Source organism: Thalassobaculum sp. (genome assembly GCF_040219615.1).
GTDB lineage: Bacteria > Pseudomonadota > Alphaproteobacteria > Thalassobaculales > Thalassobaculaceae > Thalassobaculum_A.
The window spans coordinates 13,481-29,146 of sequence record NZ_JAVJSE010000001.1; the positions used below are offsets into that span (position 1 = coordinate 13,481).

Consider the following 15,666-nt stretch of genomic DNA (forward strand, 5'->3'; position numbering starts at 1 on the left):
CGTTGTCTATAGACGCGTCCGCCCGTGACGGCGGCGTGCCGCAGCCGGCCGCGGAGGCTTCTTCCGGCCGCTAGAACGCCAGGGGGATGGCCATGCGCAAGACCTTCGTTCCGATCCTGATCGCCGGTGCGCTGATCGCGCAGCCCGTGGCGGCCCAGGAATTCCTGAAGAACATCACGAACGAGGATATCGGCCGGGTGCTCGGCGGTGTCGGCGGGGCGCTGGTCGGCTCGCAGTTCGGCGGCGGCTCGGGCAAGCTTGTGGCGGTCGCCGCCGGCGCGATCGGCGGCATGTTCCTCGGCGGCGTGATCGGCAAGCAGCTCGATCCGAGCGACCGCCAGGGTATCGCCGAGACCCGCCAGCAGGCGCTCGACACCGGCCAGCCGGTTACGTGGAACAATCCCGACAGCGGCGTCCAGTCGACGGCCCGCGTGGTCGAGACGTCGTACCGCCCGGTCCCGGCGGAGCGCAGCACGGACAGCGAGGATCTGGTGTGGCGGGTGCCGCCGCTGCAACTGATCGGAGGCGACTACGTGGCCACGACCACCTCGAACGTCCGCGGCGGACCGGGCACCGAATACGGCGTCATGGACCAGCTGAAGGATGGCGAGCCGGTTTACGTCGTCGGCAAGGTCGTCGAGGCCGACTGGATGATGGTGGCCCGCAACGGCATCGGCCGGGGCTTCGTCCACGCCGACCTGCTGCGCCCGGCGGACGTCGCGACCAGGGTCGACCGGCCGCTGTCGAACGCCAACCTCGCCGGGGTCCGCGAGTGCTCGATCCTCGAGCAGGAGGTGCGGCTGGCCGACGGCACGAGCGAGACCAAGCGGGCCCGGGCCTGCCGGTCCGCCGACGGCAGCTGGGAGCTGGTGTGATGCGTGCGCTCGGGACTGCCTTCGGGATCGCCGCGGCCGTTTTCGGCTTTACCGTCGCCGGGACGGCGACCGCGCAGGAACGGCTGCTGGTACAGCATCCGGACATGCTGGTGGTGGTTGACCGCGAGGTCGCCTGCGGCCAGCCGGTGCCGATCACCGTCCGGGCCGCCGAACCGGCCCTGTTCGAGACCGGCGACCGGCTGCAGCGCACCGTCGACGGGGTGCGGGCGATGCTCGGCTTCGAATGCGCCCGCCTGCCACGGCTGGAGATCACCGGAGAGGCCGGGCGCGACCAGCAGGTCGTGTATCGCGGTGTCGCCGGCGACGAGACCAGCTGGCTGGTCGAACGCCGGGGCCCGGCGGCGACCGGCTCCACCGGCACGACGTCCGGTTCCGCCGGCGGACCGCTGGCGGGCGGCGGCCGCGGTTCGACCGACCCGGCGGTCACCGGTCCCGAGGTCGCCGGCGTCCGGCTCGGCATGTCGGTCGAGCAGGCGCTGGACGCCGCCGCCGGATCGTTCGGGAACCGGCCGACCTATCGCGAGGAGGCCCGGGTGATGCAGGCGATGTCCGGCGGCTGCGACTTCCGCTTCGACGCGGATCGCGCGCCCGAGCCGGGCTGGCGATGCTTGGAAGGCGTATTCACCGAGGGTGGCTCGCCGCGGCTGCACACCGTCGGGCTGGCCCAGGCGGTCGACCAGGACCAGCGCGATGCGATCGAGGCGCGCCTGATCGAACGCTACGGCCCGCCGGACCGGTCGATCCGCCGGGACGAGGCCGGCGGCGACGGTGGCCACCCGTTCCTGTACCTGGCCTGGGGCGACGTGCTCAGCCGCGACCGCGGCAGCCGGCTCGGCTTCCTGGACGCGCCGCTGCGCAAGCTGGAAGCCTATGCCGAGGTGCGGAACAACCTGACCGTCGTCAACATCTGGAACCAGTATCCGGCGGTCGCCGTGGCCGCGGCCCCCGACTACCGCCTGAAGTTCTGAGGAGCCCGGCGGGCGCCTTGGCCGGCCGCACGGCCGAACCCGGATCACCGGCCGCGAGGCGGCGATCCAGGCCCTGTTGCCGATCGCCGCGGTGGGAGTCGGGATGGTGCTGCTGGCGGCCGCGATGGCGGTCGCGACCGCCGGGCGGCCGGCCTGACCGTCAGGGCAGTTCGCTGATCGACTCGAGCTGCTGCTCCGGCGGGACGTGGGTGCCGCCGGCCTTCTCGATGGCGGCGTCCAGGTCGCGCTGGGTGCACAGGCCGAGGAACACCGGGTGCCGCGGCTGGATGTTCGGGCTGTTCCAGTGGGTGCGCTCACGGATCTTGTTGATGGTGTCCTTGGTGGTGCCGATCAGCCGCGCGATCTGGGCGTCCTTCAGCTCCGGATGATGCTTGACCAGCCAGGCGATGGCGTCCGGCTTGTCACCGCGCTTGGCGATCGGGATGTACTTCGGACCCTTGGTCTTCTGTACCGGCTTGGGCAGGTCGCTGGTGGCCATCTGCAGCCGCGCCTTCGGGTTGGCCTCGCAGCGCACGATCTCGGCCTTGGTCACCTGGTTTGCCAGCACCGGGTCGAAGCCCTGGATGCCCGCGGACACCTCGCCGTCGGCGATGGCCTGGACCTCAAGGGGATGCAGACCGACGAACGCCGCGATCTGCTCGAAGGTGAGCCCGGTGTTGTCGATCAACCACACGGCGGTGGCCTTCGGCATGAGCGGTTGCGCCATGATGTCTTCTCCTCGCCCCGGCGTCACCGACGTCGACGCCCGGTTGAAATCTCAAGTCAACGTTTCGGGATTCGTGCCTCTATATAGGGATTTCCGCCTCTCCCGGCAAAGGATTATCTGGCCCGCCGTGCTCCCGCGACGCGCGGAAGGTTATCCCCGATCCCGAGTCGCTCTACCATGTCCGCCGGGCCGCATGAGTCGATCGGGAGGAGCGTGATGGAACTCGAGGACCTGGAGCCGCGCAACCAGACGAAGAAGCCGAAGGATCTGTCGAACTGGAGCTTCGAGGACCTGGAGGCCTACATCGCCGCGATGGAGGCCGAGATCGTCCGGGCCCGAGAGGTGATCGCCAAGAAGAAGGGCGTCGCCTCGGTCGCCGACTCGCTGTTCAAGCGCTAGCTCGGACGAGGGCGCCCGGCCTTGGCGCTGGACAACCCGGGGGTGCCGGAGTATTCCCCCGCCCCTGGGTGCGACGCGATGTCACCGCTTGACCGTCGTCAGGGCGCTCGCTAGCGTCGGCCCAAGCAAGTTGAGCAGGGAGCTCACGGCGAAAGCCCGGACGGGGCCGCGGAACACGCGGCCCCGTAACCGTGTCCGGGGCAGGGAAGGTCTCTGGGCGACGGCAACGGCCTGGTCAGTCTGTGGTTCCGCCGAGATAGGGGCCTGCCGCGGGCCGCCGTCGCAGCCGCTCGAAATAGTTCCCGACCGCCGGGAAATCCGGCCGCTCGATCGGGGACTGGAACCAGCGGTTCACCGACAGGCCAACGACAATGTCCGCGACGGTGAAGGCCTCGCCGCACGCATAGGGGCCGGAGCGTGCCAGGCGGTCGTCGAGCAGCCCGACCATGGCGTTCCATTCGCGCAGCGAGCCGGCAACCTGCTCGGGGCTGCCGGCCGCCGGGTTGCCCCGCACGAGGGCCGAGAAGGCGACCCGCCATGCCGCATTGAATTCGGTCGCCTGCCAGTCCATCGCCTCCTCGACCCGGGCGCGGGCCAGCGGCGCCTCCGGCAGCAGGTCGTCCCGGCCATGCTTCGCCGCCAGATAGCGCACGATGCTGTTGGATTCGGTCAGGATCGCGTCGCCGTCCATCAGCACCGGCACCAGCCCCTTGGGGTTGATCGCCCGGAACGCCGGGTCCGAGGTCGGCTGCGTCCCGGCCCCCCAGTCTTCCCGCTGGTATTCCAGGCCGATCTCGTCGCAGGCCCACAGTACCTTGCGGACGTTGATCGACTGCAGCTTGCCGAGGATGCGGATCATGATGCCCGGCTCCTGTTCGCCCTTGCGGCGGCATCCTCGCGCCGGCCCGACCGCCTGGGCAATCGGCGGATTGTCCCGGACACAATCGCGGCGGCCGGGGCTGGGCGCGGCGTCGCTGTAATCCGCGGTCCACAGGTGCTAAGTCCATGTCATCGAGTTCAGCGATCGTGACGCGCCGAGGAGCATCGACCATGGGCACGGACGGCAACGTCTACGGCTTCGACACCCTGAGCCTGCATGCCGGCCAGCAGCCGGATCCCGCGACCGGCGCCCGCGCGGTGCCGATCTACCAGACCACGTCCTACGTGTTCCGCGACGTCGACCACGCGGCCTCGCTGTTCAACCTGGAGCGGACCGGCCACATCTACTCGCGGATCTCCAACCCGACCGTGGCGGTGCTGGAGGAGCGGGTGGCGGCGCTGGAGGGCGGGGTCGGGGCGATCGCCACGGCCAGCGGCCATGCCGGGCTGTTCCTGGCGATCTCGACCCTGATGGGCCAGGGCGGCCACATCGTCGCGTCGTCGGCGCTGTACGGCGGCAGCCACAACCTGTTCAGCCACACCCTGCCGCGCTTCGGCATCGAGACCACCAAGGTCAATCCGCGCGACCACGAGGGCTTCCGCCGGGCGATCCGGCCGGAGACCCGGCTGGTGTTCGGCGAGACCATCGGCAATCCGGGCCTGGAGGTCATGGACATCGCGGCGATGGCGGCGATCGCCCACGAGGCCGGGGTGCCGCTGCTGGTCGACAGCACCTTCGCGACCCCGCATCTTTGCCGGCCGATCGACCACGGCGCCGACTTGGTGCTGCATTCCGCGACCAAGTGGCTGGGCGGGCACGGCGTGGCGATCGGCGGCGTGCTGGTCGACGGCGGCACCTTCGACTGGGAGGCGTCGGGCAAGTTCCCGACCCTGACCGAGCCCTATGCCGGCTACCACGGCCTCGACTTCGCCGAGGAATTCGGCCCGCAGGCCTTCCTGATGCGGGCCCGCGCCGAGGGCCTTCGCGACTTCGGGGCGTGCATGAGCCCGGCCAACGCCTTCCACATCCTGCAGGGGATCGAGACCCTGCCGCTTCGCATGGACCGGCACGTCGCCAACGCCCGCGCCATCGTGGCCTTCCTGGAGGCCGCCGACGAGGTCTCGTGGGTCGCCTATCCGGAACTCGACAGCCACCCGGACAAGGCGCTGGCGGCGAAGCTGCTGCCGAAGGGCGCCGGCTCGATGGTGGCGTTCGGCATCAAGGGCGGGCGCGAGGCCGGCCGCACCTTCATCGACCGGCTGCAGCTTTGGTCGCACCTCGCCAATGTCGGCGACGCCAAGTCGCTGGTCATCCACCCGGCCAGCACCACCCACCAGCAGATGGACGCGGCGACCATGCAGGCGGCCGGCCTGTCGGAAGACCTGGTGCGGCTGTCGGTCGGGCTCGAGGATCGGCGGGACCTGGTCGAGGATCTCAAGCAGGCGCTGCGGGCCGCGGCTCGCGCCGCCAAGGCGGCCTGACCATGAAGTTCGAGGTCGACGGCAAGGGCGTCTTCGCCGCCACCGGCGGGCGCCCGTTCGATCCGGCCCGGCCGGCGCTGGTATGCGTGCACGGCGCCGGCATGGACCACACGGTCTGGGCCATGCAGACCCGCTATTTCGCGCATCACGGCTGGTCGGTGCTGGCGCTCGACCTGCCGGGGCATGGTGGCAGCGAGGGGCCGGCGCTGCCGACTGTCGAGGAGATGGGGGCGTGGGTCGGCCGGGCACTGGCGGCGGCGGGCGGCGAGGACCAGGTGGCGTTCGCCGGGCACTCCATGGGGGCGCTCGCCGCGCTGGAGGCGGCGGCCGGGGCCGGCGACGATGCCGTGGCACTGATGCTGCTCGGCGTGGTCCCCACCATGGGCGTCCACCCGGACCTGCAGGCGGCGGCGGATTCCGGCGACCACCGGGCGGTCGAGCAGATGATCGGCTGGGGCTTCGGGCGACCGATGCAGATCGGCGGCAACCGGTCACCCGGGAGCTGGGCTTCCGGTGCGGGGTTGCGGGTGCTGGAGCGGGGGCTGTCCGGGCCGCTCGGCAGCGATCTGCGGGCCTCGAACGGGTATTCCGGGGCGCTCGCCGCGGCCGCACGGGTGCGCTGCCCGACCCTGATCCTGGCGGGCGACGACGACCGCATGACGCCGTTCCGGCAGGTCGGGCCGCTGGCAGGGACGCTGCCTGACTCGCGGGTGGTGGTGCTGCCGCGGACCGGGCACATGATGTCGATCGAGCGGCCGGACGAGACCCTGGACGCGATGCGCGACTTCCTGGCGGGAGTGTCGCGGTGAGCGGCGAGCGCGCGCCGGACCCTGCCCGCGCCGACTACCGGCACTTTCTCGCCATCCAGACCCGCTGGATGGACAACGACGTCTACGGGCACGTCAACAACGTCCAGTACTACTCGTTCTTCGACACCGCGGTGAACCAGTACATGATCGAGCGGGGCGGGCTCGACATCCACAACGGCACCACTGTCGGCCTGGTGGTCGAGACCGGCTGCTCCTACCGACGGCCGCTGGCCTTCCCGGACGTGGTCGAGGCCGGCATCCGGGTGGCCCGCATCGGCACCTCGTCGGTGACCTACGAGGTCGGGATCTTCCGGCGGGGCGAGGAGGCGGTGTGTGCCTTCGGGCGCTTCGTGCACGTCTACGTCGACCGGCAGACCAACCGGCCGGTGCCGATCCCGAAGCAGGCGCGGGCGGCGATGCAGGCGATCGCGGTGGGCTGACCGGCGTCGATCGGCAAACGAAAGGCCGGCCCCCCAAGGGGCCGGCCCCGCATCCGTTTCTGTCAGGCCTGGATCAGGCGGCCTTCTTGTCCTCGATCGCCTTCGCGCCCGAAGTGCCGGCAATCTCGATCTTGCGCGGCTTCATGGCCTCCGGCACCTCACGCACCAGCGAGACGTGCAGCAGGCCGTTCTCGAGCGCGGCGTCCTTCACGCGGATATGGTCCGCGAGGTCGAAACGACGCTCGAAGTTGCGGGTCGCGATGCCGCGGTGCAGATAGCCGCGGCCCTGGTCCTCGGACTTCTCGATCCGCCCGGAGATCACGAGCTGGCCGTTCTCGACGGTAATGTCGAGATCGCCCTCACCGAAGCCGGCGACCGCCATGGTGATGCGGTAGTCGTCCTCGCTGAGCTTCTCGATGTTGTAGGGCGGGAAGGTCGGCACGTTGGCGGCATCGGTCGCGCGCATCGCGTGATCCAGCAGACGGGCCATCCGGTCGAAGCCGACGGTGGAACGGAAAACGGGGGTGAAATCGACGGTACGCATGCCACATCCTCCTCAGAAGCGATATGGAACTCGGTTTCCAATGGCCCGCCGAACCATGGCCGGGCCGGTTCTCGTCGGTGCCCGGAACTCCGGCACCCCGACACCGGAGCATCTGGGAAGCGGCCGATCCGGAGTCAAGAGGGGGAACTTCCGTAAGGCCCCGGGGGTTGGCAGAGTGATCCCGGAGCTTCATACTCGTTTTGATGTCGGAACAAATTAACCATATCGGTTCCGCTCCTCGCGTGGCGCCGCTGGACGGCACCTACCGCGAGGTCATGGACCTGCTGGAGCGGGCCCGGGCGCTGGCCTCGACGCCCCGCATGCTTGGGGGCATGCCGGTCCGGTCGATCGGACCGGCGGTCGACCCGGAGTCCATGATCCGCCTGGAGGCCAGCTGCGAGGCGCTGCGGGTGACGTCCCGGCTGACCCATTGCCTGGCCTGGGTGCTGGTCCACAAGGCGATCCATGCCGGCGAACTGTCGCTCGACGCCGCCTTCGATCCCGAGAACCGGCTGAGCGGGGGATCGGTGTGCATGGCCGTGGGCGGCGAGGGCAACCCGCATCTGCCGCGCCGCCTGCGGGAACTGCTCGGCGCGAGCCGGACGCTGTATGTCCGGCTGGCCCGCCTCGATGCCCGGATGTCGGTCGAGTCGGTCCGCGCCTGAGGCACCGGACCGACCGAGAACGGTGGCCCAAACGAAAACGGCGGCCCGGAGGCCGCCGCATCGATGCCTATCGCCTGGCGATCAGAGCTTCAGGCCGCCGAAGCGCTTGTTGAAGCGCGAGATCTGGCCGCCGCTGTCGACGATGCGGTGCTGGCCGGTCCAGGCCGGATGCGACTTGGGGTCGATCTCCAGGCGGATGACGGCGCCCGGCTCGCCATAGGTCGAGCGGGTCATGTACTCGCTCCCGTCGGTCATGATGATCTTGATCTCATGATAATCGGGATGGATGTCGGCCTTCATCGCGTCTCTCCACCGCCGCTGCGCCGATGCGCATCCGGCGGATCCATGATCAATCGGAAGGCGGGTAGATACCCGAACCGGCGGCGGCGTGCAACCCCGAACGCGTGTCCCTGCCGGACATCGTCAGCGCTGGGTCAGCTTCATCTCGATGCGCCGGTTGCGCTCCAGATCCGTGGGGTCGATCGGCTGGAATTCGCCGTAGCCGGTGGCCGACAGGTGGTCCGCCGGAATCCCCTGTTCGACCAGGTATTTCACGACCGAGATCGCGCGCCCCGCCGACAGCTCCCAGTTGCTGCGGAACTGCTCGTTGTAGATCGGGACGGTGTCGGTGTGGCCCTCGACCTGCAGGACCCAGCTGATCTCCGGGGGAATGCGCGGCATGATCTCGCGCAGGGTCGCCGCGAACTGCGCCAGCTTCTGCTTGCCGGTCTCGCCGATCTGCGCCGATCCCGAGGTGAACAGCACCTCGGACTGGAACACGAAGCGGTCGCCGACGATCTTGACGTCGTCGCGGTCCGACAGCACCTCGCGCAGCCGGCCGAAGAACTCGCTGCGGAACCGGGCCAGTTCCTGGACCTTGGTGGCGAGCGCGGCGTTCAGGCGCTTGCCCAGGTCGACGATCTGGACCTTCTGCTCGCGGTTGCGGGCCTCGGTTGCCTCCAGCACCGCCTCGATCCGGGCCAGCTGCTGGCGCAGGGCGGCGATCTGCGAGTTCAGCAGTGCCACCTGCTGCTGCGCCTCGGCCGACACCTTCTCCTCGGCGGTCAGCTTCTGCTGGGTGAGTTGGTGCTCGCTGAACAGCTCCTCCAGCCGGATGTCGCGCTGCTCGATCTCGGACTGCGCGAGCTGGGTGCGCTCGGTCTGGTCGGCCAGCCGCGCCTCCAGCTTCCTGGTGGTGTCGCGCAGGTCGCCGAGCTGGCTGCGCTGCTCCTGCGAGCGCGCCCGCTCGGCCTCGAGCTCGGCCTGCAGCCGTTCGGCGCCGGTCCGGCTGTCGCCCAGGTCGGAGCGGAGCTGGCGCGTCTCGGCCTGCTGCTTGTCCAACTCGTCCTGCAGGTTCACCACCCGCCGGTCCGACTGGGTCAGCTTCTCGGTCAGCTCGGCGACCCGCGCCAGCGTCTCCTGGTTGGTCTCGCTCAGGGTACGGATGCGGGTCTGGGCGGCGTCGACCTCGCCGACCAGCAGCACCACCCTCTGCTCGGCTTCCTTGCGGGCGTCCTCGCTGGCCTCGTATTGCTGGCGCAGCGCGTCGCGGGCCTGGACCAGGGCGGCGATCTCGTCCTCCAGGCCCTGGCGGGTCTCGCGCAGGGCCGCCAGGTCGCGGCGCAGCCGCTCCAGGTCCTTGACCTGCAGCTCGATGGTCTCGCGGTTGGCGGCGATCACCTTGATCGCCTGTTCGAGCTCCGCCGCGCTCTGGGCACGCTCCGCCTCGGCGATGCCGGCATCGTCCTCGACCGAGCGCAGCTTGCCGAGCAGGGCGTCGCGCTCCTCCAGGACCTCCAGCAGCCGGGCGTCGATGCCCTTGCGGGCGGCCTCGCTCTCGTCCAGGCGTTGCTGCAGGACGGCGCGGCTGGCCAGCATCTCGGCCAGCCGGCCCTCCAGCGAGTCGCGGGCCGCGGTCAGCTGGCCGACCTGGGTGCGCAACTCCTCGCGGGCGGAGATCGAGATCTGCAGCTCGGACGACAGCTGGGCGACCGTGATCCGGAGTTCGGCGCTGGTCTCGCGCTCCAGGGACAGCAACTCGCTCAGCTCCGCCACCTGCCGGGTCAGGCGGGCCAGGGATTCGTCCTTCCCCGACAGGATGCGGGTCAGATAGAACTGCGCCACCACGAAGATCATCAGGATGAAGATGATCACCATCAGCAGCGTGGCCAGGGCGTCGACGAAGCCGGGCCAGATGTTGCTGTCGCGTTGCCGTCGGCGGACCAGGGTGGACATCGGCCTACCTTACCGGTCTTCCTCGGCCAGCGCCGCGATCGTGCGCGCCACCAGCCGGATCTCTCCCCGCAGCTCTTCGGTCATCTGGGCCCGGCCGGAAGCCCCGTCCTCCAGCAGCCGGGCCATGTAGGCCTCGATGTTCCGCAGATGCGTGCGGGCGATCTCGTCGCGGCCGCCGCCGGACATGTCGGCCAGCCGCGACAGCACCGGGCGCAGCTCTCCCTGGGTGGTGGCGAGGCGCTCCAGCAGGTCGCGATCGCTTTCCAGGCGGTCGGACAATGCGCCGAGCCGATCGACCAGGGCCAGCAGCGTGTTGTTGGCATTGCGCCGGTCGTCCTCGCCGCGCGCCATGATGCGCTGCAGCTTGTCCAGCGACTCCGCGGTCTGCTCCATCAGCGCCTGCTGGAAGGCGGTGGCCGAGTGCTCGCCCTCGAATCCGAAGCTGCCGGAACTCAGTCGCGTCAGGCTCGCCAGCCATTCCTCGAGCTCATTGTAGAACCGGTTCTGCGCCTGGCCGAGCTGTAGGTCCAGAAAGCCCAGGACCAGCGATCCGGCCAGCCCGAACAGCGACGAGCTGAAGGCCGTGCCCATGCCGGACAGCGGCGACTGCAGGCCGGCCTTCAGGTCGGCGAACACCGCCCCGAGGTCGCCGCCGTCGATGCTGAGGCCGCCGATCACCCCGCCGACCGCGCCGATGGTGCGCAGCAAACCCCAGAAGGTTCCGAGCAGGCCGAGGAAGATCAGCAGGCCGGCGAAATAACGCGCCAGATCCCGCGATTCCTCGAGCCGCACCGAGATGCTGTCCAGCAGCGACCGCAGCGACATCGCCGACAGGCTCTGCCTGGCGTTCTGCTGGCGGTCGCCGAGCAGCGTCGCGACCGGTACCAGCAGGCTCGGCGGCTCCTGGATCGACGAGCCCGGCGAGTGGGTACGGTAGGTCTCGATCCAGTTGACTTCCGGGACCAGGCGGAAGACCTGGCGCAGGATGAACACGATACCGATCAGCAGGACCCCGAGGATTACCCCGTTGAGCGCCGGATTGGCCAGGAAGGCCTCGGCGAGCGGCCCGCCCAGAACGCCGCACACGATCGCGACGGCGACCATGAACGAGACCATTCGGATCAGATAGCGACGCGGGTCGGTCACCGGCTGCGCTCCAGGGATTAGCCGGCGTCCGCGCCGACCGGCAAGCCGCCGGTCAGCGGCTCACCAGCACGACATCCACACGGTCCTTGGGGGAATCTTTCGTTCGGTTGCCCAGCGCACGCACGTCCATTCGCGTACTCTGGATCTGCTTGTCGATCAGATAGGCACGGACCGCCAGCGCGCGCGACAGCGACAGCCGGCGCGCCTTGTTGGCGTTGTCCTCGTCGCCGTCGGCATAGGCCATCAGCTGCACCCGCAGCGAGCTGTCCTTGCGCAGGCGGGCGACCACGGCGTCCAGGCCGGCCGAAGCAGCGGGCGGCAGCGCCGACTGGTTGGCATCGAACGGTACCCGGACGACATCGCCGGCCGCACCCTGCGACGACGGCGACGGGGCGGGCGAAGAGGGCGACGGGCCGGTCGTCGCGGCTGCGACCTGGGTCTCCTTCGCCGGCGTCGCCTTTTCGGATTCGGGCGCGGTGGCGGTCGGCAGCGCCGGCGGCGGCGGGGCCTTGGGCGGCTCAGGAGCCTTGGCGGCCGGTGCCGGCGGCGGTGGTGGCGGGGCGGCCGAGGCGGTGGCGGCCGGCTTGGGCGGCGGCGGTGGGCTCGGCGGTGTCGTTGCCGGCTTCGGCTCGGGCGGCTTTACCTCGGGACGGGGCGGCGGCGGCGGGCTGGAGGCGGCGGCGCGCTCGGCCGGCTCCGGCTGGCGCAGCGTCGGCGCCGCGGCGCGCGCAGTCGCACCCGGCGGGGTCAGGGCCGGCGGGGTCAGGGCCGGCGCGGTGAGGGTCGGCGCACTGCCGCGCGGGGCCGTCCGCTGCGACGGCGGCGCGGACAGGGTCTCGGGCAGCGGCGCATAGCGCGGCGCGTCCGGGCGGCGAAGCCAGTCCGGCGCCGGGGCGCTGTCGATGCCGAGCGTCGGCGCCCCGGCGCGACGTGCCGGATAGCCGGCAGGGCTGCCGCGCGACGACTGAATGGCCGCCAGCGCCCCGACCCGCGGGTCGTAGCCGAGTTCGCCTACCGGCGTTCCCGGGCGCAGCATCTCGGGCACCGTGGGCAACGGGCCGAGGCTCTCCAGCACGCCCATGTCGACGGTCACATCGCCCCGGTCGTCGCCGATCTGGTACGGCACCTGGGCCGTCGCCGCTCCGGCCGCGAGGCTTGTCACCACCGCGAACGTGATGCCGGCGAGCGCGCGTCGTCCCGTCATTGTCCCTCCCGGTATTCGTCGTTCAACGAATCGTTATACCAGAGGCGCCGGGCGCGACAACACCGGCCGCCTGCGCGACCGGGCCGGACAGGGGCTCAGGCCGCGCCGGCCTTCGGCTTCGCGTTCTTGAAGAGTTTCAGGATCGGCCCGTGCAGATGGTCGTTGACGGCCACGACATCGCCCGATTCGAGCACGTTGGCGCGCGCCTGGAAGTCGGACACGTAGCCGCCCGCCTCCTTCACCAGCAGGATCCCGGCGGCGATGTCCCACGGGTTCAGGCGCATCTCCCAGAAGCCGTCGAACCGGCCGGCCGCCACCCAGGCGAGGTCGAGTGCGGCGGCGCCGAAGCGGCGCACCCCGGCGCAGTTGTCCATGACCGCCCGCTGGTAGGCCAGGAAGCGGTCGTGATCGCCGCCGAGCCCGGTCACCGGAATGCCGGTCGCCAGCACCGCGTCCTGCAGGTTGCGGCGGCCGGACACCCGCAGGCGCCGGTCGTTGAGATAGGCGCCCTGGCCCTTCTCGGCCCAGAAGAACTCGTCTGTCAGCGGCTGGTAGACGGCGCCGAAGACGATCTCGCCGTTCTCCTCGGCGGCCACCGAAATCGCGAAATGCGGGATGCCGTGCAGGAAATTGAGGGTGCCGTCCAGCGGATCGACGATCCAGCGCCGGCCGCGCGGGTCGTCGGTCTTCACCTCGCCCGACTCCTCCATCAGGAAGCCGAACTCCGGCCGCGCCCGGTTCAGTTCCTCCTTCAGGACGCGCTCCGCCTGGAGGTCGGCGGTCGACACGAAGTCCCGCGGCCCCTTGCGCGAGACCTGCAGGTTCTCGACCTCGCCGAAATCGCGCTTGAGGTTGCGCGAGGCCTTCTGGCAGGCCTTGAAGACCACGTTGTACAGGGCCGACTTGACGGCCATGGGCGTTCTCCTGCGGGTCGCTCGCGGCCGTTGTGGCGCAGCGTTGTGGCGCGGCGGGGGGCGCTGCGCGTCAGTCCTTGGCGCGCTCGACGTAGGTGGCGTCTTCCGGCTTCACCACGATCCGCGTGCCGGTCTCGATGAACGGCGGCACCATCACGCGCACGCCGTTCTCCAGCACCGCCGGCTTGTAGGAGCTGGAGGCGGTCTGGCCCTTCACCACGGCGTCGGCCTCGACGACCTCCATCACCACGGTGTCGGGGAGCACCACGGACAGCGGCTCCTCCTCGTAGCTCTCGATCTGCACGACCATGCCGTCCTGCAGGAACGCCGCCGGCTCGCCGACCAGCTCGACGTTGACCACGGTCTGCTCGAAGGTCTCGCTGTCCATGAAGGTCAGGTGGTCGTCCTCGCGGAACAGGAAGGTCGCCTCGCGCTGCTCCAGGCGCACCCGCTCGACCTGCTCGTCGGCGCGGAAGCGCTCGTTGAGCTTGGTGCCGCTGCGGATGTCCTTCATTTCGACCTGGTTGAAGGCGCCGCCCTTGCCGGGCTTCACCGCCTGGGTCTTGGTGACCACCCAGAGCCGGTTCTGGTGCTCCACGACGTTGCCGATGCGCACCGCGTTGCCGTTGATCTTCATGGCCGCAATTCCGTAACTGACATGGGATGTCCGGAGACCTGCGGGCGCCAGGACCCGCGCCCCCGGGACGCGCGGGCTTGTATCAGGCGCGGCGCGCGGAGTCTACGCTCCGGCCATCGCCTTCTCGAACGCCCTGACCGCCGCGCCCGGCCCCTGCGGGTGGTTCCAGACCGAGCCGACCACGGCGAGGAAGTCGGCGCCGGCCGCGACCAGCGGGCCGCAGTTCTCGGGCGTGATCCCGCCGATCGCGACGCAGGGCGTCAGGGCGATGTCCTGCCACCACTCCAGGATCTCCAGCGGGGCCCGGGTCGTGGCGTCCTTGGTGCCGGTCGCGAAGAACGCCCCGAAGGCGACGTAGTCGGCACCGGCCTCGGCGGCCTCCATGGCGAGATGGCGGCTCGCCTTGCAGGTGACGCCGATCATCGCCCGGCCGCCGAGCAGCCGGCGGGCCTCGGCGTAGGGCGTGTCCTCCTGGCCGACATGGACGCCGTCGCAGCCGGTCTCCTGCGCCAGGTCCGGCCGGTCGTTCATCAGCACCGGCACTTCGCGGGCATGGGCCACCGTCAGCAGGCGCTCGGTGGCGCGCCGCACCGTGTCGTCGTCGACGTCCTTGAGGCGGATCTGCAGGCAGGCCACCGGCCCGGCGTCGAGCGCCTCGGCCAGCCGGTCTGCGAAGCCGTCCAGGTCGTCGATCCGCGGTGGGGTGATCAGGTAGAGCTGGGTGGGGGCGCGCTCGTCGAGCGCCGCCCCCGTCCCATCGGGTGCGTCGGTCACGCCTTGCCGCGGTAGATGTCGATGATCTGGTTGAGCATCGACAACGCCTCGTCGCGCGGCCGCTGGAAGGTGTTGCGGCCGATGATCGAGCCGTTGGCGCCACCCGCGGCCAGTTCCTTGATCTCGCCCAGGATGCCGTTCAGGTCCTTGGCCTCGCCGCCCGAGAACACCACGATGCGGCGGCCGCCGAAGGTGGTCTCCATGACGTGACGGATGCGGTCGGTGAGGGTGTCGGTCTTGATCCTCTGGGCGTCGTAGACCTTCTTGGCGGCGTCGAGGCCCATGGCCGCGGTCGGCGGCTTCACCTTGATGATGTGGGCGCCCATCAGGGCCGCCATGTGGGCGGCATAGGCGCAGATATCGACCGCGGTCTCGGCCTCCTTCGCGAGGTTGCCGCCGCGCGGGTAGGACCACATCACCACCGCCAGGCCGACCGACTTGGCCTCCTCGGCCATCTCGCGGATCTGGCCCATCATCTCGAACTGCGCGTCCGAGCCCGGGTAGATCGTAAAGCCGATCGCCGAGCAGCCGAGCCGCAGGGCGTCCATGACCGAGCCGGTGATCGCCTGGGACGGGGCTTCCTTCTCGCGCGACAGGCTGTTCGAGGAGTTGACCTTGAGGATCGTCGGAATGGCGCCGGCGAAGCTGTCGGCGCCGGCCTCGATCATGCCGAGCGGGGCGGCGTAGGCCGACAGCCCGGCGTCGATCGCCAGTTTGAAGTGGTAGTGCGGGTCGTAGGCCGGCGGGTTCGGCGCGAAGCTGCGCGCCGGTCCGTGCTCGAAGCCCTGGTCGACCGGCAGGATGACCAGCTTGCCGGTGCCGCCCAGCTTGCCCTGCATCAGGATGCGGGCGAGGTTGGCCTTGGTGCCCGGGTTGTCGCTCTCGTAGCAGTCCAGGATCTTCTTGACCCGCTGGGTGATCTTCATCGTCGTCTCCGTGGAATCGAC

Annotated in this window: 18 protein-coding genes; 7 read left to right on the top strand and 11 right to left on the bottom strand. The window is 70.3% G+C overall.

The genetic code is table 11. From position 1 onward, the window contains the following. The first annotated feature begins 92 nt into the window (after positions 1-92). Both RIC31_RS00070 and RIC31_RS00075 read left to right on the top strand, forming a co-directional pair. Positions 93-875 carry an SH3 domain-containing protein gene (locus RIC31_RS00070; RefSeq protein WP_350099765.1) on the top strand — a complete coding sequence of 261 codons (783 nt, stop codon included), beginning with the start codon at positions 93-95 and terminating at the stop codon, positions 873-875. Continuing rightward, on the top strand, positions 875-1,864 hold the full coding sequence (locus tag RIC31_RS00075) for a hypothetical protein (protein WP_350099766.1): 990 nt from the start codon (positions 875-877) through the stop codon (positions 1,862-1,864). Before RIC31_RS00070 ends, RIC31_RS00075 begins: the two co-directional genes overlap by 1 nt. A gap of 160 nt (positions 1,865-2,024) precedes the next feature. Here the strand turns inward: RIC31_RS00075 and RIC31_RS00080 are convergent, their stop codons facing one another. Then, on the bottom strand, positions 2,025-2,591 hold the full coding sequence (locus tag RIC31_RS00080; protein WP_350099767.1) for a DUF1013 domain-containing protein: 567 nt from the start codon (positions 2,589-2,591) through the stop codon (positions 2,025-2,027). A 216-nt stretch (positions 2,592-2,807) separates the two neighbouring features. On the opposite strand from RIC31_RS00080, the gene RIC31_RS00085 reads away from it, so the two are divergent. After that, a complete protein-coding gene (locus tag RIC31_RS00085; protein ID WP_350099768.1) occupies positions 2,808-2,990 on the top strand; it encodes a DUF1192 domain-containing protein in 183 nt (60 codons plus the stop codon). Between the two features lie 235 nt (positions 2,991-3,225). Here RIC31_RS00085 and RIC31_RS00090 read toward each other — a convergent pair whose 3' ends face one another. Then, complete coding sequence (locus RIC31_RS00090) at positions 3,226-3,849, bottom strand: glutathione S-transferase family protein (RefSeq protein WP_350099770.1); 624 nt, start codon at positions 3,847-3,849, stop codon at positions 3,226-3,228. A 191-nt stretch (positions 3,850-4,040) separates the two neighbouring features. Here RIC31_RS00090 and RIC31_RS00095 point away from each other — a divergent pair, with 191 nt between their 5' ends. The 3 genes from RIC31_RS00095 to RIC31_RS00105 are packed head-to-tail and all read left to right on the top strand — an operon-like array spanning position 4,041 to position 6,600. Continuing rightward, the gene (locus tag RIC31_RS00095) at positions 4,041-5,351 is read left to right on the top strand and encodes an O-acetylhomoserine aminocarboxypropyltransferase (protein WP_350099772.1); all 1,311 of its coding nucleotides are present in this window, start codon (positions 4,041-4,043) and stop codon (positions 5,349-5,351) included. Positions 5,352-5,353: 2 nt separating this feature from the next. Continuing rightward, on the top strand, positions 5,354-6,160 hold the full coding sequence (locus RIC31_RS00100; RefSeq protein WP_350099774.1) for an alpha/beta fold hydrolase: 807 nt from the start codon (positions 5,354-5,356) through the stop codon (positions 6,158-6,160). Then, positions 6,157-6,600, top strand: a complete 444-nt coding sequence (locus RIC31_RS00105; RefSeq protein WP_350099776.1) for an acyl-CoA thioesterase — start codon at positions 6,157-6,159, stop codon at positions 6,598-6,600. Before RIC31_RS00100 ends, RIC31_RS00105 begins: the two co-directional genes overlap by 4 nt. A gap of 73 nt (positions 6,601-6,673) precedes the next feature. Here RIC31_RS00105 and RIC31_RS00110 read toward each other — a convergent pair whose 3' ends face one another. Next, positions 6,674-7,144, bottom strand: coding sequence for an Hsp20 family protein (locus RIC31_RS00110; RefSeq protein ID WP_350099778.1), 471 nt, complete (start codon positions 7,142-7,144; stop codon positions 6,674-6,676). A 242-nt stretch (positions 7,145-7,386) separates the two neighbouring features. Between RIC31_RS00110 and RIC31_RS00115 the strand changes: the two genes are divergently transcribed. Further along, complete coding sequence (locus RIC31_RS00115; RefSeq protein ID WP_350099780.1) at positions 7,387-7,809, top strand: DUF1465 family protein; 423 nt, start codon at positions 7,387-7,389, stop codon at positions 7,807-7,809. Positions 7,810-7,890: 81 nt separating this feature from the next. Here RIC31_RS00115 and rpmE read toward each other — a convergent pair whose 3' ends face one another. The 8 genes from rpmE to RIC31_RS00155 all read right to left on the bottom strand — a co-directional run bounded on the left by rpmE (position 7,891) and on the right by RIC31_RS00155 (position 15,645). Beyond that, a complete protein-coding gene (gene rpmE, locus RIC31_RS00120) occupies positions 7,891-8,109 on the bottom strand; it encodes a 50S ribosomal protein L31 (RefSeq protein WP_350099782.1) in 219 nt (72 codons plus the stop codon). 123 nt (positions 8,110-8,232) lie between these two features. Next, positions 8,233-10,044 (bottom strand): peptidoglycan -binding protein, encoded by a 1,812-nt coding sequence (locus tag RIC31_RS00125; protein ID WP_350099784.1) that lies wholly within the window; start codon positions 10,042-10,044, stop codon positions 8,233-8,235. 9 nt (positions 10,045-10,053) lie between these two features. Beyond that, positions 10,054-11,190, bottom strand: coding sequence for an FUSC family protein (locus RIC31_RS00130; RefSeq protein ID WP_350099786.1), 1,137 nt, complete (start codon positions 11,188-11,190; stop codon positions 10,054-10,056). 52 nt (positions 11,191-11,242) lie between these two features. Next, positions 11,243-12,394, bottom strand: a complete 1,152-nt coding sequence (locus tag RIC31_RS00135) for an OmpA family protein (RefSeq protein WP_350099788.1) — start codon at positions 12,392-12,394, stop codon at positions 11,243-11,245. A gap of 95 nt (positions 12,395-12,489) precedes the next feature. After that, positions 12,490-13,308 (bottom strand): inositol monophosphatase family protein, encoded by an 819-nt coding sequence (locus tag RIC31_RS00140; RefSeq protein WP_350099790.1) that lies wholly within the window; start codon positions 13,306-13,308, stop codon positions 12,490-12,492. A 70-nt stretch (positions 13,309-13,378) separates the two neighbouring features. After that, positions 13,379-13,945, bottom strand: a complete 567-nt coding sequence (gene efp / locus RIC31_RS00145) for an elongation factor P (protein ID WP_350099792.1) — start codon at positions 13,943-13,945, stop codon at positions 13,379-13,381. A 102-nt stretch (positions 13,946-14,047) separates the two neighbouring features. Further along, positions 14,048-14,719 (bottom strand): thiamine phosphate synthase, encoded by a 672-nt coding sequence (gene thiE / locus RIC31_RS00150; RefSeq protein WP_350099794.1) that lies wholly within the window; start codon positions 14,717-14,719, stop codon positions 14,048-14,050. Next, positions 14,716-15,645, bottom strand: a complete 930-nt coding sequence (locus tag RIC31_RS00155) for a class I fructose-bisphosphate aldolase (RefSeq protein WP_350099796.1) — start codon at positions 15,643-15,645, stop codon at positions 14,716-14,718. The genes thiE and RIC31_RS00155 overlap by 4 nt, the downstream gene beginning before the upstream one ends. Positions 15,646-15,666: the final 21 nt, after the last annotated feature.

Coding starts and splice junctions, on each gene's coding strand:
- RIC31_RS00070 (WP_350099765.1), top strand. CDS start 93: ATGCGCAAGACCTTCGTTCCGATCCTGATCGCCGGTGCGCTGATCGCG.
- RIC31_RS00075 (WP_350099766.1), top strand. CDS start 875: ATGCGTGCGCTCGGGACTGCCTTCGGGATCGCCGCGGCCGTTTTCGGC.
- RIC31_RS00080 (WP_350099767.1), bottom strand. CDS start 2,591: ATGGCGCAACCGCTCATGCCGAAGGCCACCGCCGTGTGGTTGATCGAC.
- RIC31_RS00085 (WP_350099768.1), top strand. CDS start 2,808: ATGGAACTCGAGGACCTGGAGCCGCGCAACCAGACGAAGAAGCCGAAG.
- RIC31_RS00090 (WP_350099770.1), bottom strand. CDS start 3,849: ATGATCCGCATCCTCGGCAAGCTGCAGTCGATCAACGTCCGCAAGGTA.
- RIC31_RS00095 (WP_350099772.1), top strand. CDS start 4,041: ATGGGCACGGACGGCAACGTCTACGGCTTCGACACCCTGAGCCTGCAT.
- RIC31_RS00100 (WP_350099774.1), top strand. CDS start 5,354: ATGAAGTTCGAGGTCGACGGCAAGGGCGTCTTCGCCGCCACCGGCGGG.
- RIC31_RS00110 (WP_350099778.1), bottom strand. CDS start 7,144: ATGCGTACCGTCGATTTCACCCCCGTTTTCCGTTCCACCGTCGGCTTC.
- rpmE (WP_350099782.1), bottom strand. CDS start 8,109: ATGAAGGCCGACATCCATCCCGATTATCATGAGATCAAGATCATCATG.
- RIC31_RS00125 (WP_350099784.1), bottom strand. CDS start 10,044: ATGTCCACCCTGGTCCGCCGACGGCAACGCGACAGCAACATCTGGCCC.
- RIC31_RS00135 (WP_350099788.1), bottom strand. CDS start 12,394: ATGACGGGACGACGCGCGCTCGCCGGCATCACGTTCGCGGTGGTGACA.
- RIC31_RS00140 (WP_350099790.1), bottom strand. CDS start 13,308: ATGGCCGTCAAGTCGGCCCTGTACAACGTGGTCTTCAAGGCCTGCCAG.
- efp (WP_350099792.1), bottom strand. CDS start 13,945: ATGAAGATCAACGGCAACGCGGTGCGCATCGGCAACGTCGTGGAGCAC.
- RIC31_RS00155 (WP_350099796.1), bottom strand. CDS start 15,645: ATGAAGATCACCCAGCGGGTCAAGAAGATCCTGGACTGCTACGAGAGC.